Origin of the sequence: Caballeronia sp. INML3B (genome assembly GCF_023631305.1) — a bacterium.
GTDB lineage: Bacteria > Pseudomonadota > Gammaproteobacteria > Burkholderiales > Burkholderiaceae > Caballeronia > Caballeronia turbans.
Genome location: NZ_JALQDI010000039.1, coordinates 105,809 through 130,919 on the forward strand (window position 1 = coordinate 105,809; position 25,111 = coordinate 130,919).

Annotated in this window: 22 protein-coding genes, 1 tRNA gene and 4 pseudogenes; 18 read left to right on the forward strand and 9 right to left on the reverse strand. The window is 57.0% G+C overall.

Annotation, left to right across the window (positions count from 1 at the left end):
• Nucleotides 1–259 precede the first annotated feature (259 nt).
• Both rpoD and NCS58_RS14850 read left to right on the forward strand, forming a co-directional pair.
• Nucleotides 260–2,317: an RNA polymerase sigma factor RpoD gene (gene rpoD / locus NCS58_RS14845; protein ID WP_086961053.1), complete on the forward strand. Its 2,058-nt coding sequence runs from the start codon at nucleotides 260–262 to the stop codon at nucleotides 2,315–2,317.
• 122 nt (nucleotides 2,318–2,439) lie between these two features.
• Nucleotides 2,440–2,516 (forward strand) — tRNA-Ile (locus NCS58_RS14850).
• A gap of 286 nt (nucleotides 2,517–2,802) precedes the next feature.
• Here the strand turns inward: NCS58_RS14850 and NCS58_RS14855 are convergent.
• Both NCS58_RS14855 and NCS58_RS14860 read right to left on the reverse strand, forming a co-directional pair.
• Nucleotides 2,803–3,942, reverse strand: a complete 1,140-nt coding sequence (locus NCS58_RS14855) for a beta family protein (protein ID WP_250477282.1) — start codon at nucleotides 3,940–3,942, stop codon at nucleotides 2,803–2,805.
• Nucleotides 3,929–5,239 carry an XRE family transcriptional regulator gene (locus tag NCS58_RS14860; protein ID WP_250477283.1) on the reverse strand — a complete coding sequence of 437 codons (1,311 nt, stop codon included), beginning with the start codon at nucleotides 5,237–5,239 and terminating at the stop codon, nucleotides 3,929–3,931. The genes NCS58_RS14855 and NCS58_RS14860 overlap by 14 nt, the downstream gene beginning before the upstream one ends.
• 703 nt (nucleotides 5,240–5,942) lie before the next feature.
• Here NCS58_RS14860 and NCS58_RS14865 point away from each other — a divergent pair.
• The 3 genes from NCS58_RS14865 (at nucleotide 5,943) to NCS58_RS14875 (ending at nucleotide 8,542) form a co-directional block, all read left to right on the forward strand.
• Nucleotides 5,943–6,566, forward strand: coding sequence for a hypothetical protein (locus NCS58_RS14865; protein ID WP_250538612.1), 624 nt, complete (start codon nucleotides 5,943–5,945; stop codon nucleotides 6,564–6,566).
• A gap of 216 nt (nucleotides 6,567–6,782) precedes the next feature.
• The gene (locus NCS58_RS14870) at nucleotides 6,783–7,358 is read left to right on the forward strand and encodes a hypothetical protein (protein WP_250477285.1); all 576 of its coding nucleotides are present in this window, start codon (nucleotides 6,783–6,785) and stop codon (nucleotides 7,356–7,358) included.
• 44 nt (nucleotides 7,359–7,402) lie between these two features.
• Nucleotides 7,403–8,542, forward strand: coding sequence for a transposase (locus NCS58_RS14875; protein ID WP_250538613.1), 1,140 nt, complete (start codon nucleotides 7,403–7,405; stop codon nucleotides 8,540–8,542).
• Here NCS58_RS14875 and bluB read toward each other — a convergent pair.
• A pseudogene (gene bluB / locus NCS58_RS14880) lies at nucleotides 8,539–9,226 on the reverse strand (5,6-dimethylbenzimidazole synthase). The gene NCS58_RS14875 and the pseudogene bluB overlap by 4 nt on opposite strands.
• Nucleotides 9,227–9,911: 685 nt before the next feature.
• On the opposite strand from bluB, the gene NCS58_RS14885 reads away from it, so the two are divergent.
• From NCS58_RS14885 to NCS58_RS14900, 4 genes are all read left to right on the forward strand, one after another.
• Nucleotides 9,912–10,217: a hypothetical protein gene (locus tag NCS58_RS14885; RefSeq protein ID WP_250477287.1), complete on the forward strand. Its 306-nt coding sequence runs from the start codon at nucleotides 9,912–9,914 to the stop codon at nucleotides 10,215–10,217.
• Nucleotides 10,198–10,572 carry a hypothetical protein gene (locus NCS58_RS14890; protein ID WP_250477288.1) on the forward strand — a complete coding sequence of 125 codons (375 nt, stop codon included), beginning with the start codon at nucleotides 10,198–10,200 and terminating at the stop codon, nucleotides 10,570–10,572. The genes NCS58_RS14885 and NCS58_RS14890 overlap by 20 nt, the downstream gene beginning before the upstream one ends.
• A 396-nt stretch (nucleotides 10,573–10,968) precedes the next feature.
• Nucleotides 10,969–11,592, forward strand: coding sequence for a hypothetical protein (locus tag NCS58_RS14895; protein WP_250477289.1), 624 nt, complete (start codon nucleotides 10,969–10,971; stop codon nucleotides 11,590–11,592).
• 72 nt (nucleotides 11,593–11,664) lie between these two features.
• The gene (locus NCS58_RS14900) at nucleotides 11,665–11,874 is read left to right on the forward strand and encodes a hypothetical protein (RefSeq protein WP_250477323.1); all 210 of its coding nucleotides are present in this window, start codon (nucleotides 11,665–11,667) and stop codon (nucleotides 11,872–11,874) included.
• A gap of 221 nt (nucleotides 11,875–12,095) precedes the next feature.
• On the opposite strand, the gene NCS58_RS34180 is transcribed toward NCS58_RS14900, so the two are convergent.
• Entirely contained in the window at nucleotides 12,096–12,227 is a 132-nt protein-coding gene (locus NCS58_RS34180; RefSeq protein WP_284502275.1) for a hypothetical protein, read from the reverse strand.
• Nucleotides 12,228–12,638: 411 nt separating this feature from the next.
• Nucleotides 12,639–12,845, reverse strand: coding sequence for a hypothetical protein (locus tag NCS58_RS14905; RefSeq protein ID WP_250477290.1), 207 nt, complete (start codon nucleotides 12,843–12,845; stop codon nucleotides 12,639–12,641).
• Nucleotides 12,846–12,986: 141 nt separating this feature from the next.
• On the opposite strand from NCS58_RS14905, the gene NCS58_RS14910 reads away from it, so the two are divergent.
• From NCS58_RS14910 to NCS58_RS14920, 3 genes and pseudogenes are all read left to right on the forward strand, one after another.
• A complete protein-coding gene (locus NCS58_RS14910) occupies nucleotides 12,987–13,172 on the forward strand; it encodes a YodC family protein (protein ID WP_250477291.1) in 186 nt (61 codons plus the stop codon).
• Nucleotides 13,173–13,198: 26 nt separating this feature from the next.
• Nucleotides 13,199–13,426 carry a DUF6953 family protein gene (locus NCS58_RS14915; protein ID WP_409241823.1) on the forward strand — a complete coding sequence of 76 codons (228 nt, stop codon included), beginning with the start codon at nucleotides 13,199–13,201 and terminating at the stop codon, nucleotides 13,424–13,426.
• Nucleotides 13,338–14,063: pseudogene (locus tag NCS58_RS14920) on the forward strand (PAS domain S-box protein); the annotation flags it as partial. The gene NCS58_RS14915 and the pseudogene NCS58_RS14920, both read left to right, overlap by 89 nt.
• Here the strand turns inward: NCS58_RS14920 and NCS58_RS34475 are convergent.
• Complete coding sequence (locus NCS58_RS34475) at nucleotides 13,995–14,468, reverse strand: helix-turn-helix domain-containing protein (RefSeq protein ID WP_409241822.1); 474 nt, start codon at nucleotides 14,466–14,468, stop codon at nucleotides 13,995–13,997. The pseudogene NCS58_RS14920 and the gene NCS58_RS34475 overlap by 69 nt on opposite strands.
• Nucleotides 14,469–14,841: 373 nt before the next feature.
• Between NCS58_RS34475 and NCS58_RS14925 the strand changes: the two are divergent.
• A pseudogene (locus tag NCS58_RS14925) lies at nucleotides 14,842–15,593 on the forward strand (LysR family transcriptional regulator).
• A gap of 987 nt (nucleotides 15,594–16,580) precedes the next feature.
• On the opposite strand, the gene NCS58_RS14930 reads toward NCS58_RS14925, so the two are convergent.
• From NCS58_RS14930 to NCS58_RS14940, 3 genes and pseudogenes are all read right to left on the reverse strand, one after another.
• Nucleotides 16,581–17,279 (reverse strand): alpha/beta hydrolase, encoded by a 699-nt coding sequence (locus NCS58_RS14930; RefSeq protein WP_250538615.1) that lies wholly within the window; start codon nucleotides 17,277–17,279, stop codon nucleotides 16,581–16,583.
• Between the two features lie 215 nt (nucleotides 17,280–17,494).
• Complete coding sequence (locus tag NCS58_RS14935; protein ID WP_250538616.1) at nucleotides 17,495–18,229, reverse strand: SDR family NAD(P)-dependent oxidoreductase; 735 nt, start codon at nucleotides 18,227–18,229, stop codon at nucleotides 17,495–17,497.
• Nucleotides 18,230–18,318: 89 nt separating this feature from the next.
• Nucleotides 18,319–19,437: pseudogene (locus NCS58_RS14940) on the reverse strand (MFS transporter); the annotation flags it as partial.
• A 136-nt stretch (nucleotides 19,438–19,573) separates the two neighbouring features.
• Between NCS58_RS14940 and NCS58_RS14945 the strand changes: the two are divergent.
• The 5 genes from NCS58_RS14945 (at nucleotide 19,574) to tssF (ending at nucleotide 25,080) form a co-directional block, all read left to right on the forward strand.
• Entirely contained in the window at nucleotides 19,574–19,879 is a 306-nt protein-coding gene (locus NCS58_RS14945; protein WP_250538617.1) for a hypothetical protein, read from the forward strand.
• Nucleotides 19,876–20,772: a plasmid partitioning protein RepB C-terminal domain-containing protein gene (locus NCS58_RS14950; RefSeq protein WP_250477305.1), complete on the forward strand. Its 897-nt coding sequence runs from the start codon at nucleotides 19,876–19,878 to the stop codon at nucleotides 20,770–20,772. Before NCS58_RS14945 ends, NCS58_RS14950 begins: the two co-directional genes overlap by 4 nt.
• A gap of 886 nt (nucleotides 20,773–21,658) precedes the next feature.
• The gene (locus NCS58_RS14955; RefSeq protein WP_250477306.1) at nucleotides 21,659–22,312 is read left to right on the forward strand and encodes a M12 family metallopeptidase; all 654 of its coding nucleotides are present in this window, start codon (nucleotides 21,659–21,661) and stop codon (nucleotides 22,310–22,312) included.
• Nucleotides 22,313–22,423: 111 nt separating this feature from the next.
• Complete coding sequence (locus NCS58_RS14960) at nucleotides 22,424–23,224, forward strand: type VI secretion IcmF C-terminal domain-containing protein (protein WP_061118286.1); 801 nt, start codon at nucleotides 22,424–22,426, stop codon at nucleotides 23,222–23,224.
• Entirely contained in the window at nucleotides 23,221–25,080 is a 1,860-nt protein-coding gene (tssF, locus tag NCS58_RS14965; protein ID WP_086961047.1) for a type VI secretion system baseplate subunit TssF, read from the forward strand. The genes NCS58_RS14960 and tssF overlap by 4 nt, the downstream gene beginning before the upstream one ends.
• Nucleotides 25,081–25,111 lie beyond the last annotated feature (31 nt).

Sequence of the window (25,111 nt, forward strand, 5' to 3'; positions counted from 1 at the left end):
GGATCTCGGGAATGCGGCGTGGTGGTACGTGGTGCACGCCGCATAAATCTTACAAAAGAGGCCGTTAAGCACGCCGACGAACAGACGGGCATAAGGGAAGCGGCTGCTATTGAGGGTAGGGCGAGGAGACGATTCACACTCGTTCGAACCTCGATGGCGCCCCGGGCAGGGCACGCAGGACGAAGCAGCGTGCGCGTATTGGGTATTCACGGTTCCATCGGCTGTTGTCCAGCAGCCGCGAGTCGAGACTAGAGCCGGTATGGCGAACTCCATGACGAAAAAGCTGAACGATGTATCCGTCGAAGACGACGCAGTGCAAAACGCAGAGTCCGGCGCCGCGCCTGCGGCGAAGGTCGAAAAGGCCAAGGCTCGCGATCGCCGCGCGAAGGAAAAAGCGCTCCTGAAGGACGCGTTCTCGTCGAGCGCGCCCGGTACCGTGGAGGAACTCGAAGAGCGGCGCTCGAAACTGCGCGCGCTCATCAAGCTCGGCAAGGAGCGCGGTTTCCTCACTTACGGTGAAATCAACGATCACCTCCCGGACAACTTCACGGAAACCGAGGCGATCGAAGGCATCATCAGCACGTTCAATGACATGGGCGTGGCGGTGTACGAACAAGCGCCGGATGCCGAGACCCTGCTTCTGAACGACAACGCGCCGAATGCCTCGTCCGACGATGAGGTCGAGGAAGAAGCGGAAGTCGCGCTATCCACTGTCGATTCCGAATTCGGCCGCACCACTGATCCGGTGCGCATGTACATGCGCGAGATGGGCACGGTCGAGTTGCTGACGCGCGAAGGCGAAATCGAGATCGCGAAGCGTATCGAGGATGGCCTGAAGCACATGGTCATGGCGATCTCAGCGTGCCCGACGACCATCGCCGATATCCTCGCGATGGCCGAGCGTGTGCAGAACGAAGAAGTGCGCGTCGATGAACTCGTGGACGGCCTGATCGACCCGAACGCCCAGGACACCGATGGTTTCTCCGAACAGGAAGCCGAGGCGATCGAGTCCGAAGACGAGGAATCCGAGGAAGAGGGCGACGAGGAAGAGGAAGAAGAGGACGACGGCAGCGCGCAGGCGAGCGCGAACGCCGCGCAACTCGAAGCCCTCAAGACCCAGTCGCTCGAGAAGTTCGGGCTCATCAGCGAATGGTTCGACAAGATGCGCCGCGCCTACGAGAAGGAAGGCTACAAGTCGAAGGCCTATCTGAAGGCGCAGGAAGCCATCCAGACGGAGCTCATGAACATCCGCTTCACGGCGCGCACCGTCGAGCGTCTGTGCGATACGTTGCGCGCGCAGGTCGATGAGGTGCGCCAGGTCGAGCGACAGATACTGCACACAGTCGTCGACAAGTGCGGCATGCCGCGCGCGGAGTTCATCACGCGCTTCCCCGGCAACGAGACGGATCTCGAATGGTCCGACAAGGTCGTCGCGGAAGGGCATGAGTACAGCGCGGTGCTGGAGCGCAATATTCCGGCTATCCGCGAGCAGCAGCAGCGTCTGCTGGATCTTCAGGCGCGGGTCGTGTTGCCGCTGAAGGACCTGAAGGAAACCAACCGTCAGATGGCGGCGGGCGAATTGAAGGCCCGTCAGGCGAAGCGCGAAATGACCGAGGCGAACTTGCGTCTCGTAATTTCCATTGCGAAGAAGTACACGAACCGCGGGCTGCAGTTCCTCGATCTGATCCAGGAAGGCAACATCGGTCTGATGAAGGCGGTGGACAAGTTCGAATATCGTCGTGGCTACAAGTTCTCGACCTACGCGACGTGGTGGATCCGCCAGGCCATCACGCGCTCGATCGCGGACCAGGCGCGCACGATCCGCATTCCGGTTCACATGATCGAGACGATCAACAAGATGAACCGGATCTCGCGACAGATTCTGCAGGAAACCGGCCTCGAACCGGATCCGGCGACGCTTGCCGAGAAGATGGAGATGCCGGAGGACAAGATCCGCAAGATCATGAAGATCGCGAAGGAGCCGATCTCCATGGAGACGCCTATCGGCGATGACGACGATTCGCATCTCGGAGACTTCATCGAGGATACGAACACGGTGGCGCCCTCCGATGCCGCGCTGCATGCGTCGATGCGCGATGTCGTGAAGGACGTGCTCGATTCGTTGACGCCGCGCGAGGCGAAGGTGCTGCGGATGCGGTTTGGCATCGAGATGAGCACGGATCACACGCTCGAAGAGGTCGGCAAGCAATTCGACGTGACGCGCGAGCGGATACGCCAGATCGAGGCGAAGGCGCTGCGCAAGCTGCGGCATCCGAGCCGGTCGGACAAGCTGAAGTCGTTTTTGGAAGGCAACTGACGGGACTTGTTTTGAGAGGCGTTGTGAGGCAAACTCGCAACCCTTCGCAGTCGCCTCGCGCAATGTTCGGAAGTAACAGAAAGCGCCGACATCGGCGCTTTCTTTTTGCCCTCCGCGTTAAAGGGCCGGAAGCTTAACTGGTATAAGCTGTCGACTCATAATCGACCGATAGTGGGTTCGAGTCCCACCCGGCCCACCATTCATTTCTTCGTTATATCAAACGGTTATGTGCCGTTAAGCATAAAATGGCCACCTGGACACGTTATGCTTTAATGTCCGATAGGCCAAGTTATGCTTGAACGGCGAACTCGGTTGCAGGAGCCGCCAACTGAGGTACGGCGCGCCAGGGGAACGTCGCCACCCAGGGCTGTCGCGAAAACGACACAGCTGGAGTACGGATGAAGTGCGCTCTGGCGACTGCCGTTTCAAGCCGACGCTCCGCAGGTGGTTGCGCCTGCACTCAACCCGCGCAGCCCCCTATAGGATTACTCGTCGAGCAGGCTCAACTGCGATCCGGCATCCTGTGTCGGGAGCTCCGCGATTGCAAGTCCTCGTACATTCGCAACGTCGACGACAACGCGCGTCAGATGGTGTGTCGTATTGACTTGCCGCCACGTAGTGGAGCTGCCCGGCCCATCCAACCCTTGAGCCGTGCGCGCGATGTAGGCATCGGCCGGCGAGAACCGCGCGCTCGCGAAATGCCCGCTTTCAACAATTCGAGCGCAGACTTCTTTCATGATCGCTTGGTGCGAGCCGGCCTTTGCTCCGCGCGCTACGAACCAGTCGGTTTGCGTCGTGTACCGATAGTGTGGAATCGGCTTGCCGCCGCTGCCGCCAAACACCATCTTCGCGCAGTCGGCCGCGTAGTCGCCGAAAATCATGTGCTCCGCCGTTGCCGGGTCGAAGCTGACGGCCTGCCGCCATGCAGCCCACTCGTTGCGAGGCCAAAGGAAGCTCGCTCCATCCTCAGCCGGATTCTTCTCGGGGTAGTGTGTTCCCTGAAAGATAACGTGCCGCCATTGCCCCAGATCTTGGAGCTGTTCCAGCGCGCCGCCGATAATAGGCGCTACGAGATCCGGAGACGAGAAATCGGAATCCGAGAAGTCCGCAATGATTGCGCAGTCGGTCGCTTGCAAGCCAAGCTGCTTCACAGCGAGCGAGAGCGTCGCACCAAACTCTAAACCGACCATGTCGCCGGAACCGACGCAGATGCAAAACTTCAAAGCATCTTTGTCGTCAATCGACTCTTTGAACGCGTCCCTTTCAAGCGTGCCGAGATCGTGGAGCATTGCCATCGGAATGGCCTTCACGCCTAGGCTCCGTGCGCGACGAAACATCTGCGGCAGCCACGACGCGAGGTTGTCTCTCCCGCGTTCCGCGATCAGGTGCGTCGAATCGATAATCGCAGGGCGATTGAGCCAATGCCGGGACAATAATCCGCCGACGTCTGGGGTGTTGTCGAGCGCAAAAAGCTTCGGCTGATCGTCGTCCCTTTCGCTAGGCGGCGGCACGATAAAGCGGGGAAGCACATATGAAGCAACATCGGGCGCCAGTTCCCGGACGCCGTTCAGTTCGCCGGCCTTCATGCGCAACGCCGGGCAATACAAAACCTTACTTCCCTTCATGAACCGCCTCCTGAGGCTGCGAAAGTAACTGCTTGCGTACCTTGTTGCGACCAATCTTGTCCGAAAAGAGCGCGTAATTTTTCCGCTCCATGCGAACACGCCCAAAAACTATCGCGGGCGAAATCCCAAGCTGTTCAGCAAAACGCTCGATAGGGTCGGCCGTCTTGGCGATTCGAGCCGGGGACCGCGACCACAACTCCTCGGGAATCAGCATGTTTGACGCGAAACGATTTGCCTCGTCTTCAAACTCATCGATTTCCGTGCTTTCGATATCGTCAAAGAAGCCGGCTGCCAAACCCGTCCGGTAATGCAAAATCACATGGCCAACTTCATGCATCAAAGTGAACCAGAAGTTATCTAAGGCGTCACGTAACAGCGTCAACCCGATGACCGGAATGTGATCGACCAAAAATGCGGCTCCATCCACGTTCATCCCGGGAATGTTGCGTTCCGCAAGTAGAACGATACCGTGCTGTTTGAGCAGATCGCACGCCTGCGAGGGACCATCGTCCAGTCTGCTAAGCCGAACGAGGTCCTTCAGCCACGATACGTCGACCGGCCGGTATCGGAGCTTCTCTTGGTCAATTATCGTCTTCGCCCGACGTGTCACTTGGGCCTTCCAAGACAGTAACGACCAATCTTCAGAATGGTGCTCTACATTAAGACCTGTCCTAAGCAGGGAAGGTGTACCATGCATTTCCACATGCTCGGCGACGTGCTTGACGAGTTGGCTGATCCCATTCTCGTCCGAGCCGTTATCACCTTGCAGCCATCCGCTTGCGCGCGCGTGTTTCAGGACTTTGTGAGCTTCCGCAGGCGAGACTTCGAAAGAAGGTTTCCAACGGTCATCTTCAAGTGGCCGGATATCCGCTGCGACATCTACTGATAGTGCACGTGCGATCCGCAGGTAGCCGGAAAGACTGATGGAGCGATAGCGCTCTGACTCGTACCGCTGGATAGCCTGCTCTCGCAGACCGAGCTGGCGCGCGAGGTCTTTCTGAGACCAACCCTTCGCGATCCGCGCAACAATCAAAACCTCTCCGAGGTCACTGTTAGCCTTGCGTTTGAGAAGCTCGTAGTCCCCCGATTTTGCTTTCTGATACGCCTCGAGAATTTCCGATAGTTCCTGTCGTTCGGTAGAGAGTGAACGGCGTACTCCATCGATTACATGTGCCGGCAATCCGTCCACAATCGACTTGAGCGTCTGGTCAGAAGACAGTGCCTGGCCAATCTCTTCGATTAGCGTGGAGACCTCGCGGGCTTGGCGGTCGTTTGAGATGAAGGTAACTGGAGACATGCCCGAATTGTACACTACAAATATGTTGTGTCATAGTCGGGCCAGACGATGAATTCGTTTTGTCGCTGGCAGTTAGCATTACCGTCGAACGCGATAGGGGCTCCCTTCCAGTTGAGGTGTTGGCGACGGGAACAAGTTCGACGGGTTGCACGACTGCGGACTCGAATGGAAAAGCAGCCTTGCCGGGTCGGCGGGCGAAATTCCGTCATCTTGTGGACGTTCCATTAGCTCCGTACCCGTCCTGTGACGGCTGCGATCTGCTCGCCAGTACGCCGGACGGGGTGGAGGACACTCGTTCCGACCGCTTTTGGCTGCCCAGGTCCAGCGAAAAGGTGGACGAGCGTCGTGTTTAGAGGGGATCCTCTAAGTCAAAAACAGCGGCTATTTACTTTTCTTTTTCAGTTTACTGCCCGCCGCGGCGCGACCACTTGCATTGAAGGCACTTTTCCGCGACTCATTCGCAAACTAGAATGGGCCATCTTGCTGATCGGCACCGAAAAAGCCGTCTGCATGATGAGAGAGTCCTGTGATCGGCGATGAATAATCGATCTTTAGAAGAATTTCGAGTGAGAGGTAATTGTTGTGCTTTGAATTTATTTGATCTCTGCGCCGGGCACATGTCCGTGCTTTCTCGCGCGATTCGACGCGACTGTCGATGAATCAATTAATTCGGAGTAAGACAATGTACATGGAGGGTTGTTTTATGGTTTACCCGAAAGTCGAAAAGATTGAGGGGCCGTATTCAGAAGGTTCTTGCGATTTCGAGGAGATGGTAGTGGTTGCACCGCCCGATTATCCTAAGTTGGTTGACGGGCTGGAAATCGGCGCCATCTACAAGGAGGTGTTGCGACCCGACGGGAGCAATAGCGGAGTATTGCACGGCATCTCCTCGCGTGAGCAATATCGCGACTGGTGTGAGAAGTTGGTCAGCTTGGTCACGAACGGCAAAAAGCTGCGAGAAAGACCAAAAGACGAGGTCGAATGGTCGAATAAGCTTTCAGAACTCGTCCACGATAAGGAGAAATATCCGGATACCGACGGGCGCGGACCCTTCTGGGAGATGCTCCGTTATGCTATCCGCGGGATGACCTTCGGGCCCGTCGTCTGCAAGAAGCTCGATGCGGATTTTCACAAATGGAAGTCGAAGGCCTCGGTCTTGGGCAATTCGGATTTCGTTCAGATGTACGATTTTATGTGGTCCACCTTCGGCCTGGACGGTGACGCAGGGATGGTTATCCACCCATGTTACTGGGATGAAGACACGGAGCCGAAGCTCGGAGTAGAAACCATTAGGCTACTTCGCGGTGACGAGTACGGCGACATTTGAAACTTGATGACGTAGAAAAGCGCTCAGGCGAACGCAATGCAACGTTCGCCGATTTCGAGTGCAATCGCAGACTTTTTTGCGTCCACCGTAAGTGGAACGGAAAGGGGATTGTTTGTGCTCTGAATTTTTTGATCTCGTGCGTCCGCCGCTGTGCCGCTTTTTGGCGTGCTTTCGGCGCAAGTGCCGATATCTCAAACCATTCGGAGCAAAAAATATATGAGCGTTCCCGCGTATTTCGAGGTCAATCCTGTGTTGCGGAAAGTAGAGCCACCGTATTATCCTGCCGAGATAATGTGCCCAGGGAGGCCATGGGATGTTTCAACGCATATGGTTGTAGTCGCGCCTCTCGATTATCCCCAGCTCGCTGAAGGACTTGAAATAGGTGCGCTCTATGATTCGGTGCCAAGTCCTGAGGGTGGGCCTTGTGGTCACTTCTATCTTGACAGCCGTTATTTCGAAGGATGCGAAAAGTTGGTTAGTCTTGTGACGGGTGGAAAACGGCTTGCGGAACGCCCGCCTCGGATGGTCGATTGGTCGATTCAACTTTCAGAGTTAGTGGTCGACGAAGACAAATATCCAGAAAGTGAGGGTCGTGGCCCGTTCTGGGAATTGCTCCGCTACGGTCTGCGAGGTATGACCTTCGGACCTGTCGTTTGCAAGAAGCTCGCGAACGATTTCGAGAAGTGGTATATGGACGCTTGGGCACTAGGTGACCTAGAGTTTTACCAGGGCGCGCGGAAAGCTCCGGCCTTTCAGGCCGGGGATGCAGAGCGCATCAAGCTCCAGCGTTAAAGTACGACTCGAAAACATGGGTCATGCATACAGCTATACTGTGCATGACCAATACGGAATTCACCACACGCACGTTGCGCCTGCGCCTGAAAGACAGGCATGCAGCTTTGCTTCGCGCTCAAGCACGCGAGGTGAATTTCGTGTGGAACTACGTCAATGAGCTTTCGCTAAAAATTCTCATGCGCGAAGGCAGGTTTTGCTCCAATGCGGACCTGGACCGTTACACGGCGGGCGCGACGAAGGAAGGCTTGTCGTTGCACTCACAAACGGTCCAGGCTATCAGTAAGGAACTCGTGACCCGCCGCCGACAGTTCAAAAAGCGTCGCCTTGCGTGGCGCAAGTCTGATGGCACGAGACGCTCGCTGGGTTGGATTCCGTTGAAAGCCTCGGCTTTGCGATACCGCAGCGGGCAGCTCTGGTACTGCGGCAAACCGCTCTCGTTGTGGGACAGCTTCGGTCTGCATCAATATGAGCTGGGCACCGGCTGCTTCAGCGAAGACAGTCGCGGACGGTGGTATTTGAATATCACCGTACAACGAAAGCGACCATCGGCCTCGCGAGGAACGAAGGCACCCGGCATTGATTTGGGCCTGAAGGATTTTCTGACCGCGAGTGACGGCTCTAAGGTCCAGGCTCACCGCTTTCATCGCGACCTGGAGCCGGCGATCGCCGCGGCGCAGCGTGCCAGGAAAAAGCAGCGTGTTGCGGCACTTCACGCCAAGGTGAAGGCACGCCGCAAGGACGCGCTACACAAACTCAGCACCGCACTTGTGGAAGAGTACGGTGCCATTTTCATCGGCAACGTAGACGCGCAAAAGCTTACGCAAACAGGCATGGCGAAGTCCGTGCTCGATGCTGGCTGGAGCGCGTTCCGAACCATGCTGCAGTACAAGTGCGCTGACGCCGGCGTGTGGTTCGAGGAAGTCAATGAAGCGTTTTCTACCCAGACCTGTTCGTGCTGCAGCAGTCGCACGGGGCCGAAAGGTATCGCAGGTCTTGGAATAAGAGAATGGCGATGCGAAGTCTGCGGCTCGAATCACGAGCGAGACGTCAACGCCGCCCGAAACATCCTTGCTACAGGGATGCCATCGCGCGCCGCCGGCGCGGGATTGCGGGACGGCCTCTCATCAACCAGTCTCGCGGCCGGACGTGGCCGTCTTGCTGAAGGAATTCCGGTCCTTTAGGGCCGGGAGGACGTCAAGACTGGTACGTTTTCATCCAGCACAGCAGTTGGCCACCTGTTTTCGAACACACACTCGTCGACGGATCGGCGCTTGGCCCAGCGCTCTTTTTCGAGCATTGGCGCGCCGTAGAAGCGTTCGACGTGTCCCAAGCAGAGGATTGCAACGGGCTTCGCGCCAGCGGGCATTCCCAGCAGCGTCGCGACCTCATGCGGATCGAATAGCGAAACCCATCCCATTCCGAGTCCTTCAGCCCGTGCGGCTAGCCACATGTTCTGGATCGCGCATGCCACCGACGCAAGGTCCATCTCGGGAAGCATGCGTCGCCCGAACACGCATTGCTCCGCCCTTCAATTAGCGCCATGACGAGCACCTCGGCGCATTCGCGTAGGCCCTCTCGACCTTCAGCCTCATAAATGACTCGCGGCGCTCGCCGAGAGCGTCGGCGGTCAGCAAGCGTCCGCGCTCGACCGAGTCGTGCAATCTGCCACGAATCCGCGGACAGGTGATACGCACGATTCGCCATGGCTGCATGAACCCGACGCTCGGCGCATGCAAGGCGGCGTCGATGAGCCTGCGCATCACCTCGGGCGCTATTGCTGCCCCGAGGAAATGACGCATGTCGCGGCGCTCATGGATGGCGCGGTAGACCGCTTCGCGGTCGGCTGGACTGAATGCTTTTTCCATGGTACCGAGCAGTTGGGAGGGTCGACTGCCCGCGATGATACTGCGGCGCTATCACTCAACGACATTCAGGCGCCTCTAGATGGGAGCATGAACATGCCGGAAAGCGCTTGCCTGCCGTTGCGTTTTCGCGCAAAGGCCGCAGCTTTACGAATTCGATTTGGGGAACCAGGGGTGTCGCGGCCCGTCGTCAACCACTCCTTTTCGAAGTTCGAACCAAACTCGCGGTGAGCAACGGGACCTGCTCGCACCGCGGCGAACATGTCGGCCGGTTCATTCAGGCAGCCTTTAGCGCTTCAGCGGCACTGAAAACGCCGCCGATCCTAATGTTTAGAGTGATCACTCTAATTCCTAAATGCGCGCCTATTCACTGTCCGTTTTGTTCTCCCCTCATCGGCGGCGTGAGCGTTTGAATTTTAAGCTCTTTCCCGCGATTCATTCGCACTTTAGAATACGCTTATCTGTTGATCCGGCCCATGTAAACGCAGCGCAGCTTCCGCAATTAGTGGAAGCTACTCGTCCGTCCGCGATCAATAACCATTTTTAACTTCATCTAGCCAAAAAGAGAGGTAGTTGGTAGTTGTTGTGCTCTGAATATATTGATCTCGCTGCGCCGGACGGGATTTCCGCGATTCCTGGCGCGATTTCGACGCTAGCGTCGATAACTCAAACTATTCGGAGTGCAACAATGTACATGGAAGGATATTTTCTCATTTCGCCGGCAATAAAGAAAATTGAGGGTCCATATTCAAAGGACATGGTGAACCCCGAAACGGGGAAGCCACTGTGGGTTAACGAGGATGTGTTGGTCGTGGCACCGCCCGATTATCCACAGTTGGCTGAAGGGCTCGAAATCGGCGCCCTTTATCGTGAGGTACTGAGGCCCGATGGAAGCAGCGGATTTCTGCACGGCATCGATTCTCTCGAGGAATATTACGACTGGTGCGAGAAGTTGGTTAGTCTTGTGACGAACGTTGCAAGAACGACCAAATGACGAGGTCGAATGGTCGAATCGGCTTTCAGAGCTCGTCGAAGACAAGGAGAAATATCCGGAAACCGAGGGGCGGGGACCGTTCTGGGAGCTGCTCCGCTACGGGCTTCGCGGGATGACGTTTGGTCCGGTCGTCTGCCAGAAGCTCAAGGCGGATTTTGGAAAGTGGCAGTCGGCAGCCCATGCATTGGATGATTCGAATTTTTCCGGCTGGTATTCCCATATCCGGTCGACGTTCGCGATGGCTGACGAAGCCGGAATGGTCATGTATGGATGGTATTGGAGCGACGACACGGAACCGAAACTCGGGACAGCAACGCTTAAATTGTTCAGAGATTCTGATTTTAGCGACATCTGAGCAGTTTCATTACTCAAGTTCGTCGTGATTTGCGCCGATAACAGAGCTTTGGCGCGAAGTTTCGAGCGACTTCGGAAGGGCAGGGACCGCGAGCCGAAAGGGTGGCTTTCATGTGTGTAGCGGGTTGTCGGGAAGCCGCGACCTCTATCGCCGATCGACGATGTTGTCGGTTCGCTGAATAGTCAGCGCCAGGCAGCCGAATGTCACGAATGCGCGAAATGTTATGCGCTCGCACCGTCTCCCGTATCCGTCATGCGGGCATGGACGCTCTATACGACAGTGTGGCCCCTTCGTGCTTCACCAGTTCGTGAGGACACGAGAGATGGGACCCGCATCGGTGGTGCGATCGACGCGCCAGAGAGAAACATCGTTGATGGTTTTGCAGGAGAAGGAAAAATGACTCAAAGGATTAAGCTGAGCGAATCCCAGACGGACCTCGTCGCGACGGGCCAACTTTTGCCGCTGCGGTCGTTGGGCGACAGGCAGAAGCATACTCGCGGAATGCCTGAAGACACGCCCGTTCTGGTGTTTCCAGTGGCGCCTTATGAAGCTCATCTGTTTTCCGAGGCGGTCGAAAGTGCTTGCTTTGGTTGTGGACATGTCCCGCTTGTCCACGGAAACTTCATGACCATGCGCTATCAGATGGATGGTTTGCAGGTCAATTGGGTTGCCCAGACGACGGACCCGGAGGTTTGGTCGGCGATTGAGTCTTGGAAGCGCATCGGAAAGGTTGTTATTCTCTTTGCCATCCACGAAGCCGATGGTAGCCGGCGTGGTCTCATCTGTAGCGTCGACATTGAGAATCATAGGCTAGCCAACGAGAAGTTCCGGTATCCCGAAGAGGCCCCGACGGTGCGCGCGTGGCAGCAGATGGCATCGCTTGTACGCCTTGGAATTCTCCAACTGGCAGCCACAAGCGATATTGAAGGCGTGTCGCTTCGACATGTGCTGGCGGGCGTTCTCGTTACCGACCGTCTCGAGGCAGTCATAGGCGAGACGGCGCCGCTTGTAACCACCTAAGGTCAGAAAACAATGCTCTTCAAAAGCGCGGCACAGCCGCGCTTTTCTTGTGCTCTCGACAGGGGCTTGCCCATGCGAGATGTGATTGCATTCGCCCGGTTTGCCGAAGGAAACTGGACGGAGCAGTCCGTACTCGTGTTCACGCATTGGCGCGGCCTGAGCAAGGATCCAGGCATTGCGCCGGACACCGAGCACATAGACGCGGAGAGCGCAGCCGCGCAAGGCGTGCGCGCGGCGTGGAACGCGTTCTTTCCTCGGTTGGAAGAGACACCCAAGAAATGAACCGGCTGCGCATGCCTGCTCGAGCAAACGCCGCCAGACTAAAAAGATATGCGTCGACGCATTGCAATGCAGCGACAAAACCGGCTCGACCCCATGCTCAGTTGGCGAAGGGGACATCGCGTCAAAGTGCAAAGTGGCAGCGTCGGGCAGAAGTTGACCCATTATGCAGCCGGTCGTTGCTGCGCGCGAGCAGAGTCCGTTAGCGCAGAAGTCCAATCATTCTATGGCAGCTTTGGCTGCTCGCTGAACGGCAGGTTGCGACGGCTACCGACGCTCCGATCCGTCACGTCGGTCACATCGAGAGTACGCGTTGCGTTGACGTGCACGGGATTAGCCACGTGGGTGATGTTCATTGCGGTGGCTCCGGCAATGAAAACGCGCCTAGAGGCGTGAGCAGTCTGGGTGTGGATCAGATTGAGGATGAATCTATCGCGGAACAGTGCGGGTCATTCCTACAGCGGCGGTGGCGAAATACAACTGCACTTCCGCTTGTTGAAAGCGTTTCTTCAGGCGCGCCTTCTTTTGCTTCCGCACGCAGTCGACCCAATCAGGGCCAATCGCGACTGGGCGGCAATCGTCCAGAGAAGTTGTGAGGTCTTGTGACGCACCGTCCCGCCTATCGCGAACATATCGCCTCCTTCGTGACTATCTATTCGCGCGCGGCGCGAGGGTTAAGCCAGCAATTTTGAGGTTCATTACGGTAATTCAATAATTCAATAGTGATAGATGCAAAAAGCCCGCGCGCGTCGGGCTTCCGAAGGGTATCAGGCAACGGCACTCAGTTTGATAAGTGCCATCCACGGCGAAGTCTTTAGCTTGCGTACTTTCGGCATATCAGCTCCCAGATCAATGTTCAGCGTGATGTCGGCATTAAACGCCTTCGTGTCGGTGCTCTGAACGTGCTGGACCGAATACTTCGGAACGTGTTGCTGTTGGACGGGTTGGTTGCCGTGATGGGCAGATGCCCACATGAAGTGCCTGATACCCCTCCAACTGAAGTCTCGGAGGCCTTCAGGCGTACCTGTGGCGGTGAATAGATCGCTATTCTCACCGCTCCGTGGTGAAAATCAAGTCCAGCTATACTTCGTGCTCCAACTACGGGAGTCTGACGAATGGCGAAAGCAGAAGAATTCAACACAGGCGACGTCGTGCAGCTTGTTTCCCGCGGTCCCGAAATGTCTGTGAAGACGCAGCACAGCGGCGGCGAGTACAACTGTCAGTGGTTTGCAGGCAAGAAGCTCGAGGATGGCTGGTTCCCTGGTGCCTCCCTGAAGCTCATCAAGAAGCGAGGCGAATGATGGATGCCTCCGCAGCGGCGCAATGGATGCTCGAGCAGATCGAGTGCGACGGCTGTATCTATCAGGATGACGTCGTCGATCATCTAGCCAAAGCGAAGGCCGAGAATTTGCTCCGCGAGAACGCCGACGGCAACCTAGTCGTCGGCAAGCCGGTTCTCGACGCTTTACAGCGCACAGGAAGTTATCGGCTCCCACTTCTCCCGGTTCTACACGCCGGAAGACGCCGCTGCCGGCTTACCGAAGCGCACGCTTGAGACTGCGGCCCGTGAAGGACGCTTCGAGTCGGAAGGATGGCGTGTGCGCCGTGACGGAACTCGATTCGTCGCGCACGTTATCGTTGATGCCATCCGCGACGACTCTGGCGCCCTCCTCGGGTTTGCGAAAATCACTCGAGACGTGACGGAAAAGCGGGAAGCCGACAAGCTCCTCGAGGAGACAAAAGCCGCGCTTTTCCGCGCGCAAAAGATGGAGGCGATTGGCAGGCTCACGGGCGGGGTGGCCCATGACTTCAACAACGTACTGCAAGTCCTGCGCGGTAACCTCGAACTGCTACAAAATCGCTGCGCCCGGGACCAGTGGTCAATGGAGCGCTTCGGAAACGCAATTCAGGCAGTCGAACGCGGCGCAACGCTGGCGTCACAGCTGTTGGCGTTTGGGCGACGCCAGGCGCTTCGGCCGGAGCCCGTCAATCTAGCGGCCATGGTCCGCGGCACGGATGATCTGCTGCGCCGTGCACTTGGGGAAACCATCGAGGTCGAGACCGTGGTGTCCGGCGGCCTTTGGAATGCGTTCGTCGACGTTCACCAGCTCGAGAACGTTCTATTAAATCTGGCAATCAACGCGCGTGACGCAATGCCCGATGGCGGCAATCCTCGCATGGAGATGGCTCATCGCAGGCAATGCTGCTCCATGCATCGACGCACGGATTTTTACTAAGTTTGCTAATACGAGTAGATATAGTCCGAGCTTAAACGTGCCACGATTGGTTCGTTCTAGAAGTCTATTTGTCACCATATCGGACAGTAATCTGTAGGCCGTGGACGAGTGAATCCCCGTTTCATCGGCGAGTTCGCTCAGCGTGGACGGCTCGATGCGAGACGCAACGGCGGATAAAAGTTTTTCGACGCGGCGCAAAACATGAGTCGTCGGCTGTTCCGATCGTTTTCGGTTTGAAGTCGTGATGGCCTCCAATAGTTCAGTTCGGAACGTCGCGAGAAACGGCCGCGTGGGTTGCCATTTTCCCAGTCCAATGGTCTTCGACGCCCTCGTTGCAGAAATGGCTTCTTTCAAGCGCAAAATCTCGGAGGTCGGCTATTGCGGAACTATGAGCAATAGCCACGGCATCGGTGAACCGGCGGTCGTCGCGGCTCGGCCATTTCCCAGCAGTGCGTCGCTCAGTCAGCGGATATCAACTAAGTCGTAGTTTACGCGTCAGCATGGATCTCGCCTCAACCGCTTTATTAACTTACTGTTCTTTGGATTGAACAATCAAGGATGGACACCGCTCGTCGGTAGAGGGATGATGTTGATAGGGGGTACGCAATTAGAGATTCAGCGAGCTCCGCACAATCGGCATACTCAGCTCAGGGTCCCGACTAGCGCGTTGCGCGTCATCGCGATGACAAAGTATATAGGCGTTTGTTCTTCTAAATTTGTGGTAAATGTGGCGATGGATACTTTAAGGAATATGCGGGTCTTCGTCCGTGTGGCCGAGACGGGAAGTTTCACCGCCGCTGCGGACTCAATGGATTCGACGGTAAGCGCGATGTCGCGCTCGGTTTCCGAGCTCGAAGGATATCTTCGAACTCGCCTGATGAACCGTTCGACTCGGCGTTTGGCGTTAACAGATGCTGGTGAACGTTACTTAGGGCGTTGCCTCGCAGTTTTGGCGGTGGCAGCGATGTCGCGGTGATCGGTGCGGCCGGCTTACCGAACTCCGACCTCATTTCGTTGCAACTTGGAACGACCTTTAGCATCTTATGCGCGTCGCCCTCGTACGTGCGAGCCCGAGGAATGCCCAGTCGGCCCAGCGATGTCGCAGCGCATGAGTGCGTGATATTGCAAACTCCAGCCTTTCCCGCGAACCGCTGGTCGCTAGGAGGGCCAAATGGTCGCGAAACGATCGAGGTCGGTGGATCCGTGCACGTAAACAATGCAGAGTCGCTGATGGTTGCGGTACGGGAAGGACTGGGAATCGGCATGTTGCCGCTGTACGTGGCGATCGATGCATTGCTTCATGGCACGTTAGTGAGGGTATTGCCTAACTACATCATGGAAGATATGAACATCTATGCACTCTATCCGTCGCGCAGATTCGTTGATGCCAAAATCAGAACATGGATCGAACTATTGCATTCGGACGTGCCCAAGCTGATTGCGGCTGACCAAGCTGTCTTAGCGAATGTAGATGAGTTAGTCTGACTCGGATCTTACGGGCGCGATCGGAGCGGCAATCGAGCGGTCCGACTGCAAACACCGACGTTAAAGCTCACGCCAGCGCTGTTCGGATTGGGTTACACCGTCAACGCGTGTTATCCGTGTGTTGGCAACAATCTGATAGTAACCGTCCTCCACTTGATTGAACATGAGAACGGCTGTCCGACCGAAGAAATCAGTCGAGGGTGTCGAATGGGTCCGAAAAACATTTCTAACGGTGTTCAGTTCAGCGCAGAACAAACGGCCACCTCATTACGAGCCATGGTTCACAAATGGATGTCACTGTCTCCGGAGAGAGGTTTTCGAGTGAGCCACACCCGCCGATGTAATAATGAGCGGTATGTATGTGTAGTGGCAGATGATGGCACCGGTTCAAGGGCAATGTTTTTCTTTCGACATGCGGATGGCACGTGGCATCTCGTTCCAAGGCTGACAACTCATCGTCACGACGTAACGCACCCGCATGAATCCAAGCGCGCCGTATGACCTTACGTCGGGACGGGCTGCCGCGATTATTATTCGATACACGGGTATCTTATACGCTCTCCGCAAAGCACGTTCGACGAGACGATCTGGCGCACCTTCAAAGATGAGGTATTTGAGGCGGACGCGCGACATTGGCGCTGCGTAATTTGTCGCGTTGTCGCGGGCGTGTGCACCGGTCTTGCGTTTTTTGTGCACAACCTTGGACGCTATTCTGCCTGTCTGGCCGAAATCATTAGATCGATCCCGTCTGCCGGCGGATCACGCGTTTCGACGTTTCATGGTTGCTGGACTTACTTTCGGCCAACTTGGCCTTGTCGAGCTTATATCGCACATCAACTGAATCATTGGAGCCGTTAGTCAAGGCCCTGGAAGTCGGAGGTGCTGAAGTCGGCTCGTCGGAGGAGATGGTCGGTGAGAAGGGCGCGGCATGCCGGTAACGCAAAGCATAATCTTGCCGCGCCATGAGCGTCCTTCCGGCTACCGAGATTACAGAGCCACTTCGGTACAGGCTTCGTCGATCAAACGAACGATCTCCACGGCGTGAGTCGCCACTGAAGCATGGCTCGTTGGCAGTGTGATTTTCCTTCTTGCGTTCATTCGCTCAGCCATCCATATCTGTGTTTTTGGGCGGATCAGACGATCGTTGGCAGAGATCTGGTACCAACTCGGCTTCACTTTCCACGCCGGTACGCCCATCATCTCTTCAAAACACAGCGGAGAGGTCGGCTTTTGTGTGCGAGCCCAAACCAAGGACTCGGACTCATCCGCGAGATCGTGACAGAAGGTTTCATGGAATTTCTCTGGTTTTATCCATAGCAGACCATCCTGATCTTCATATACGTTGTCGAATCCTTCGGGACGTTCGTGGCGAGCCAAAAGGCTTCTGAGACTCTCTCCTTCGTCGAGCGCTGGCCCCGCTAGATATACGAGTCCTACAACGTTTGGCGTGAGGCCGGCACCTGTAATGACGGCACAGCCATACGCGTGGCCGACTAAGAGTGTTGGAGCATTTTGTGCTGCGGCCAGTTTACTGGTACGTTCGATGTCATCGGTCAAGGAGAGGAGAGGGTTTTGAACGGCGGAAACCGGATATCCCTTCTCATGCAGTAAAGGGATTACATGTCGCCAATGGGACGCATCTCCCCAGGCTCCGTGTACCAGAAGTATATTGGGTTTTCTTTTCATGCTTAATGTACTCTGCACGTTGAGTTGCCGGACCCGAGGGTCGCGCCCAAGTTTAGGCGACTAGCTATCAGTCGTTGTGTTAGTGGCGGCCACTGAGGGATATTCTTTCGCTGGTCCGCCTGTTGGCCCGGTGTCTTAGTCAAGTTGTTTCGTCCTCGATTCTAACTTCGATACTGACCTAAACGTGCGGCTATATGCAGCAATTAGCCTGTCGATCAGCGTCCGGCAGTTGCACCACCGTCGACGGTCAGGATCGTTCCCGTGACAAAATCTGAGTCCGTAAGATAAAGAACAGCTTGGACGATTTCTTTGACGTTACCAATCCGGCCCAGCGGGTTTAGCGTGGCAAGGAAAGGGTGGCGGTCGGGCTTCTGCAGCGGCGTGTCGATGACGCCTGGGGCCACAGCATTGACTTTGACGTTGTGCTTCGCCAGTTCGACGGCCAGTGACTTCGTGGCCTGATTTAAGCCGCCTTTAACCATGACAGGAAGAACCGCCGGAACATTGACGTTCGGCTGAATGCCGATGGCTGCCGTGATGTTCACTATATGGCCGTTTCCATTGGCAACCATGTGAGAGACAGCCCTCTGCGTTGGGTAGAAGAATCCTTTTAGATTCGTGTTGACGAGACGGTCAAAGTCGTCTGTGTCATAGCCCCCGATCGGTTTGGCAATGAAGATTCCAGCGTTGCTTATGAGGATATCCACCTGACCGAATGTTTCAATGGCCCTGTCGAAAATATCCGAGGCTGTATCCGGTAAGCCGATGTCGCCTGCTACAGTGAGAAAGTTCTTGGGTTGTCCAAGTTTCTTTGAGGCGGCATCTAACCGTTCATCAGACCGCGCGTTGCCAACGACGTTGTAACCGCGCTCTAGATACGCTGCGGCCAAAGCGAGACCGATGCCGCTTGATGCGCCGGTAATGACAGCAGTGCGTTGCCTGTTCGACATGCTGAGCTCCTATGAAGATTCATGTTGACCTAAGAAACCGCTCGGCCGGATCAATCTGATGCTATTCGTACTCGCCGAATCGGCTCTAACTAGACACGAGTCACGTCCTCTGAGATGAAACGCGTTCGAACGAATTGATTTGCCATTGCGGCGAGCAAAAGCAGGCCGCCGGTGACGAAGAAGACCTCATGAAGTCCTACATGAGCGCCGATTTGAGCACCCAGTAATGGCCCCACTACTTGTCCGCTGAATTGCGCAGACTGCAGGTATCCGAGGGTCTTGCCAGAGTTGCTCTCGTTCACCGTATGACGAACAAGCTTTGCTATCGAGGGCAGAAGACCAGCGATGGTCATTCCCATCAGTCCACGGAGAATTGCAAGCTGCCACCAACTAGTCACAAAGGCCTGCGGGAGCATGGTGAGGCCGGTGGCTAAAAGACATCCGACAATTACCTTCCATGCCCCGATGCGGTCGGCCAGTGCGCCGAGTCGCGGAGCTGTGAGCATGCTGCCGAATGCGGAACATGCCATAACGATGCCAGCCACGCGCGTAAGGTTCTGGTTGGACACGCCTAAGTTAGTTATGTACACAGTGATGATCGGTTCGATCGACATGTTGGCGAGCAACACCATCATTGCCGTGGCGAGAAGAGATGCAATAACGAAGGGGGATGAAGCGGATTGTTTCGTTATTTTGGACATTGTCTTGAGTTTGACATCAACGCTCCGGTCGAAGTCTTCCCGCACCAGAGTGATCGTCGCGACTGCGGCAATCGCTATAATGGCTCCGCCGATGAAAAACGTGCCGCGGATCCCAACAAGGCTTGGTAGAAACCCACCGACGAGCGGGCCGATGAGGTTGCCGGCCAGCGCACCCGTAGACAGGACTCCCAGCGCCCACCCTGCGCGTTCGCGCGGGGCCTGCGTACCGACCATAACGATCGATGCGGACGCGTATCCGCCGACAAGTCCGGCCACCAACCTGAGCAGCACGAGATCGGTAACATCGCGAGCGACGCCAATCAGGGACATGACGACAGCCATACCGATCGCTGCCCTAATAAGCATTGGCTTGCGCCCGTACCGATCTGCCAGTTTGCCCCATACTGGCGCCGTGACCGCGGTGCCGAAAAACGTTGCACCGAAAGCGATTCCTGACCACTGAACAATGTCTGTTTGCGCTTTGACACCGAGTTGCGCAACGTATATCCGTCACGCCAAGCATTACATATTGACCAGCCGGCACGTCCGAGAGCGAGCGCACATAGTCGTCGTCAAGCATCGCGTTCGACAATTCGAGCGTCAGCTTGCCGCGTACGAGTCAGGGACGCTGAAAGGGGATCAGTTGATCAAGGTTCGCAAACTTATCAGCAAGCGCGAGGCGATTGGGAAGGCCTACCATTCAAAGAAACCAATGCCGAAGGATGCACCGACTCCCCAAAAGCTCCTTCGTACCTACCAAACAGAGGTCCGGCGTCAAAAACGGGTCGTTCAAAATGCAACGCTTCAAGAGCAGCGTCTTCTCTTACTTATCTCCACATTCAAGAGGTTGCTTTCGGATGATCATTTCAGGACCTTACTGAGAGCAGAAGGTATCAAAGATATTCCGGAAGTGATTGCGAGCCGGATTCCCCAGGAGTTGCTGCCATGACTGGTATCAAACATGGCTTCGAAGATCAAATAGTCGAGGTGCCACTTGACTCAATCCGTCCGAGTACCGCGATGCTCCAGCGAGTGTTGTCGACGCCCAAATTCAGAACGATTTTGAGCTCAATCCGGGAGCTCGGCGTCATAGAGCCACTAGCGGTATTTCGTTCGGAGCGGGAGGGTGAATATCATCTCTTGGACGGGAGGCTGAGGCTTGAAGCGCTCAAGGCTCTCAAACGAGAGACGGCACCATGCATGATCTCACTCGATGACGAAGCCTATACGTTCAATCGGCACATTAACCGTAGTACCGCCGTGCATGACCATCGAATGATCCGGGCCGCTCTAGCGAAAGGAGCCTCCGAAGAGCGCATCGCGGCCGTGCTTCAAATCGATATCAAACGCGTACGCGAGAAGATTCATCTGCTCGACGGAATTGCTCCTGAGGCGGCGTCTTTGTTGAAGGACCGAATGGTGATTCCACGAGTTTTCACAATCCTAAAAAGAATGAAGCCGATGCGTCAGATCGAAGCGGCTGAGATGATGATCGCCGCCAATCGATTTACGGCGAGCTACGCGGGGATGTTGCTAGCGACGACCCGCCCTGAGGCGCTCGCAGAGTCGGCTCGTCCCAAAGCTATGGATTCCATCTCGCAAGAGGACCTCGCGAGGATGGAGAAAGAGATGGAACGGCTCAATCAAGACAGCCAGGCGGCTGAGGAGAGCGTCGGCGACACGATGCTGTCTTTGGTCGTTGCCAAGGGTTTCACGACTCGTCTGCTACGAAATGAGGCAATTCACGAGCACCTAAAGCGACACCACGCAGATTTGCTCACAACGCTCAACGCCACTATCGATGCGATAGCTGCCGATAGTCGGACGTCAGAGAGAGAATGATTTGTATGCCATCGGCCCGCGCTTGGTGACGAATCCTGCCGACCGTACTGCGGTGGAGTTGGCGTCACTGTGCAATCGTCGTGCGGGTGAAAATCTGCCTGCGGCACAGACAGATTTTCGTTTAGACAGCTTATGCTTTATTTTTGTTCGATCGGCCACTTTATGCTTTTTCGCATGGTCCGCGGGTGGGCCCGCAGCCCAATGAACGGCCAGCTTATGCTTTATTCTGCGGACGCCTTTCGGCTAACGGCACATCCTGACGAGGGCTTTCAGGGACACTCCGGGGACAGTTCAGGGCCGCGGGTGGGTCACGTCACCACTCGGGCCTTCGGACTCTTGCCTTGCCCCGCCCGCGTATGCGCGCTTCTACTCCGCATCCCTTGCGGTTCGCCCACGCCTTGTGGGCAGCACGCCGATAATCCAAAAATAATTGCGGCCGACGGGAGTACGCGCGAGCACCGCGCTTATCACAAGGGAACAGCGGTTTGCCGCGTCTGCCGCCTTCATGACGATGGTCATCTTCACAAGCCAGGCGGGGCCGGACCTGCTTGTGGAAATTCAGGCGATGTGCCGCGCTCCACCTTTGCGGCCACCGCGAACAGCTAATCGATCACGGATTCTTGCAATCCGGATCGGAACGACAATGGGCAGTTGAGTGCGACGAATATGTCATGGCGTGCCGTTTTTTTGGCCCGCCGGAAGGTGGCTTTCATCGCGCGGGACTTGCCGCCATTCGATTGCTTGAAAGCAGTAGATTTCAATTTTATTCATAAACGCGAAGCGTTTGGAAATATTCTGTAATGAACGAGACAGTTTGATCGCGCGCTAAAAATATACTTCTTATGCCATGCGTGAGGACGCGTGGATTGTCATAACGGATAAAAAGATGAAGGGGCTAAGGGATTTGGCGCTGGCGATATTATCAGGAATGCTAATCAGTGGGTGCGGCGGAAGCGATGGAGGCAGCGAAGCTCTGACTTCCGCGAGCAGGAGTTCTGCCGCGCAGTGGACGGCGCAGGAGAAGGCGACGGTGAAGGGATACGCGTTGTCGACTGTTATTTGGGATCATGTTCCTATCGGCGTGTGCTGGGACATGAACAATGCCGATTTCGCGCTATATTCCGCAGAGCGTAGCTGGACTCGCTCCGCGATCGAAGAAACGTGGGAGAAATATTCCGGCGTACAGTTTATGGGCTGGCAGCAGTGCGTCAGTAATCCGAACTACTACGGTATTCGGATTACGGTCGAGGACAGCGGCCCGCACACGCGGGGGTTGGGTGCGATGCTGAACAATGCTCAAGGCGGAATGGCGCTGAATTTCACTTTCAAGAACTGGACCCCGAGTTGTCAGGGGCGCGAGGAATATTGCATTCGTCGGGTCGCCGCGCACGAATTCGGCCATGCGCTGGGCTTCGCGCATGAGCAAAATCGGCCGGATACGCCATCGTCGTGTAACGAGCCTGCACAGGGCACCAATGGCGACACGATGGTCGGCCCGTGGGATCTCGCGTCGGTCATGAATTACTGCAACCCGAAATAGGGCAAGCTCTCCGAACTCACACAGGCGCGCGACGACGCGGCCCTCACCGCCGCGAGCCTCGGCTCGCAATGGTCGGGCTTCGGCAATGCGCTGTTCGCCCACCCGCTCGATGTGGCGTGGCAGACCATCCTGCAACCCGCGGCAGCGAGCTTGAACGAGGCGTGGCGCTTATCGGTCGCCGCCCCCTTCACCAGTACTTTCGATGGCCATTATCCCTTCTCGGACACAACCGCTGACGCGTCTTTCGTCGAGTTGGGCCGCTACATCAAACCCGATTCCGGGCTGATCGCGCGTTTCGTGACGACGCAACTCGCGGGCATGCTCCAGCCTCAAGGCAACGCCTGGGCGCCGAACGAACTCGCGCCACAAGCGTTGCAATTCGATCCTGCGTTTCTCGCGGCGCTGCGCCAGTTGTCGACGCTCGGCGCGCAGATGTATGCGCAGGGCGATGCCAGCTACCGATTCCAGATCATGCCGCATCCGACGCCCGAGGTGACGCGCAGCATTCTGAGCATCGACGGCACGAAGATCGAGTACTTCAATCAACTGGAGGCGTACACATCGATCGTATGGCCTGGCAACGGCCAGAACGGCCGTGTCCAACTGACGTGGGAATCGCTCGATGCGGGCATGCGCATGGCGTTCGCCGCGAATGGCGATTGGGCGCTATTGCGTTTGCTCGGCACGGCTCAGGTCAAACCGCTCGACAGCACGACCTATGCGCTGACCTTCAATCAGGGCAACGGCGTTCCTCTGCACTACGACCTCAAGACGCAGGTCGGCGCGGGACCGCTCGATTTGCTGAAGCTGCGCGGCTTCAAGTTGCCGCAGCGCATCTTCATGGTTGGCAAGGGCGGCGCGCTTGCTGGAGTCGCGTCCCTGCCGCCGTTGCCACCGGAGATGCAACCATGACCGCCCCATGGAAGCACGTCGCGCTGGAACACGAGAACCCGTTCCTCAAATATTTCGACTCCGAAATGCGCTATCTGCGTGCGGCGTCGGCCGAGTTTGCCAAAGCCCAGCCGGACGCTGCGCGCCGCATGGGAATGCGGTACGGCGAGCAGGGCGACAGCGTGCGCGCGACCTTTGAAGGCTTTGCGCTGCTCATGGCGCGCCTGCGCATGAAGCTCGATGATGGCAACCCGGAGTTCACCGAGGCGCTCATCGACAACTTGTACGAGCATGCTGCGCGGGCGATCCCGTCGCTGTCGATCATCGAATGCACGCCGCTCGGACGCGGGGCCGCGAGCGCAGCGCAAATTCCGGCAGGTGCCGTGGTGCGCTCGGCGCCTGTCGGTCCCGATCGGGTGCAGTGTCTTTATCGGACGACGCAGGCAGTGCAACTGCTGCCGCTCTCGGTCGAGGATGCCGACGTTGCGGTGCGCGATGGCGGACGTACCGCCATTCGCCTCACGTTCCGGCTGTGGCTGGGCGAGCAGCGCGAGGCGACGGATCTGTCGCGCATTCGTCTGTATCTGCACGGCGCGCGGCCCGCTGCAGCCGCGCTTTATGCGGCGCTGACGCGCCAGGTCGCCTCGATCGGTCTGCGCCTGCCTTCGGTGCGCAACGGCGAGTTGCAGCCGCTCGATGGCGTGCGCTTCGAAGCGGCGGGCTTCGGTCCGTCCACGCGGCTTTGGCCGGTCACGGAGCCGGAACGCGACCGCATGCTCGACCGCGAACAGACGCTGCTGGAATATTTCGTGTTCCCTCAAAAATTCCACTTCGTCGATCTGTGCGGCTTCGACGCCTCGGTGCTGCCGGCGGGCGAGTCGCACATGACCTTCGAGATCGAACTGGACGGGCGTGTGCCGGGTGATTATTCGGTAAGCCGCGAGAGCTTCCGTCTTTTCTGCACGCCTGTGATCAACCTGTTCGAAGTGGATGCGCTGCCGCTGCGTCCCACAGACTGGCATGATCGCGAACATCGCGTTCTCGTGCAGCCGGGCGTGGACGATCACATCGAGCCGTATGACGTGCTTGCGGTGACTGCAGCCGACCCGGAAGACAGCGCGCGCCATGCCTATCAGGCGTTCACGAGTTTCCGGCATCGCGGCTGGACGCTGCGCTATGAGAAGCCGGAACGGTATTTCCATAGCTCGAAGCGCTTCGGCGTGACGGGGCGCGAGCTCTGGCTGACGCTCGCGGGCCAGCTATGGGAAGGCTTTCGACGCGAGGCGCGGCACGATAAGAATCGTCCGCCACCGGACCGGCACCTGACCGTGCGCGCGCTCGCGAACAACGGCCGCCTGCCGCGCATGGCGCTCGCCGAGGCGACGATCACCCAGACAGTGTCGGGCTTCACCGGGATCGCGTCGGTGCGCAATCTGACCGCGCCGACCCTGCCGCTGTATCCGCCACGCCATCACCCTGAATACGACTGGCGCGTGCTGGGGCATTTTGCGGCGGGCGCCGCGAACGAATTGAACATGATCGGGATGGCTGGCGCGTCGGCGTTTCGCGCTGCCCTGGAACTCTACGATTGGTTACCCGGCGATGGCATCGAGCGACGCATTGATGCCATCGACGATGTCCGCTTGACCGAGCATCAGACGGTAGGGAAAGGGCATATGCGGTTCGAGATTCGTGTTCATGTGGGGCTCGACACGACCGCCTTCGACGGGCATGGCGACGCGATGCTCTTCGGCGATGTGCTTGGCCGGTTCGTGGGGCGCTATGCGAGCTTCCACCACGCGGTGCGGCTGGTGCTGAGCATCGACGGGAGCCAGACCGTTTATCCGCTCATGGAATTCGAGGACGCGCCTTTTTGACGGCGGAATGGAGCTTGCGAAAAAGTGCCTG

What these genes read in the sequence shown, in the direction of transcription:
- NCS58_RS14905 (WP_250477290.1), bottom strand. Translation starts at nt 12,845, where the DNA reads ATGTGGGCATCTGCCCATCACGGCAACCAACCCGTCCAACAGCAACAC.
- NCS58_RS14930 (WP_250538615.1), bottom strand. Translation starts at nt 17,279, where the DNA reads ATGAAAAGAAAACCCAATATACTTCTGGTACACGGAGCCTGGGGAGAT.
- NCS58_RS14935 (WP_250538616.1), bottom strand. Translation starts at nt 18,229, where the DNA reads ATGTCGAACAGGCAACGCACTGCTGTCATTACCGGCGCATCAAGCGGC.
- NCS58_RS14895 (WP_250477289.1), top strand. Translation starts at nt 10,969, where the DNA reads ATGACTCAAAGGATTAAGCTGAGCGAATCCCAGACGGACCTCGTCGCG.
- rpoD (WP_086961053.1), top strand. Translation starts at nt 260, where the DNA reads ATGGCGAACTCCATGACGAAAAAGCTGAACGATGTATCCGTCGAAGAC.
- NCS58_RS14900 (WP_250477323.1), top strand. Translation starts at nt 11,665, where the DNA reads ATGCGAGATGTGATTGCATTCGCCCGGTTTGCCGAAGGAAACTGGACG.
- NCS58_RS14875 (WP_250538613.1), top strand. Translation starts at nt 7,403, where the DNA reads ATGACCAATACGGAATTCACCACACGCACGTTGCGCCTGCGCCTGAAA.
- NCS58_RS34180 (WP_284502275.1), bottom strand. Translation starts at nt 12,227, where the DNA reads ATGAACATCACCCACGTGGCTAATCCCGTGCACGTCAACGCAACGCGT.
- NCS58_RS14950 (WP_250477305.1), top strand. Translation starts at nt 19,876, where the DNA reads ATGACTGGTATCAAACATGGCTTCGAAGATCAAATAGTCGAGGTGCCA.
- NCS58_RS14910 (WP_250477291.1), top strand. Translation starts at nt 12,987, where the DNA reads ATGGCGAAAGCAGAAGAATTCAACACAGGCGACGTCGTGCAGCTTGTT.
- NCS58_RS14915 (WP_409241823.1), top strand. Translation starts at nt 13,199, where the DNA reads ATGCTCGAGCAGATCGAGTGCGACGGCTGTATCTATCAGGATGACGTC.
- NCS58_RS14860 (WP_250477283.1), bottom strand. Translation starts at nt 5,239, where the DNA reads ATGTCTCCAGTTACCTTCATCTCAAACGACCGCCAAGCCCGCGAGGTC.
- NCS58_RS14885 (WP_250477287.1), top strand. Translation starts at nt 9,912, where the DNA reads ATGTACATGGAAGGATATTTTCTCATTTCGCCGGCAATAAAGAAAATT.
- NCS58_RS14865 (WP_250538612.1), top strand. Translation starts at nt 5,943, where the DNA reads ATGGTTTACCCGAAAGTCGAAAAGATTGAGGGGCCGTATTCAGAAGGT.
- tssF (WP_086961047.1), top strand. Translation starts at nt 23,221, where the DNA reads ATGACCGCCCCATGGAAGCACGTCGCGCTGGAACACGAGAACCCGTTC.
- NCS58_RS14855 (WP_250477282.1), bottom strand. Translation starts at nt 3,942, where the DNA reads ATGAAGGGAAGTAAGGTTTTGTATTGCCCGGCGTTGCGCATGAAGGCC.
- NCS58_RS14955 (WP_250477306.1), top strand. Translation starts at nt 21,659, where the DNA reads ATGAAGGGGCTAAGGGATTTGGCGCTGGCGATATTATCAGGAATGCTA.
- NCS58_RS14870 (WP_250477285.1), top strand. Translation starts at nt 6,783, where the DNA reads ATGAGCGTTCCCGCGTATTTCGAGGTCAATCCTGTGTTGCGGAAAGTA.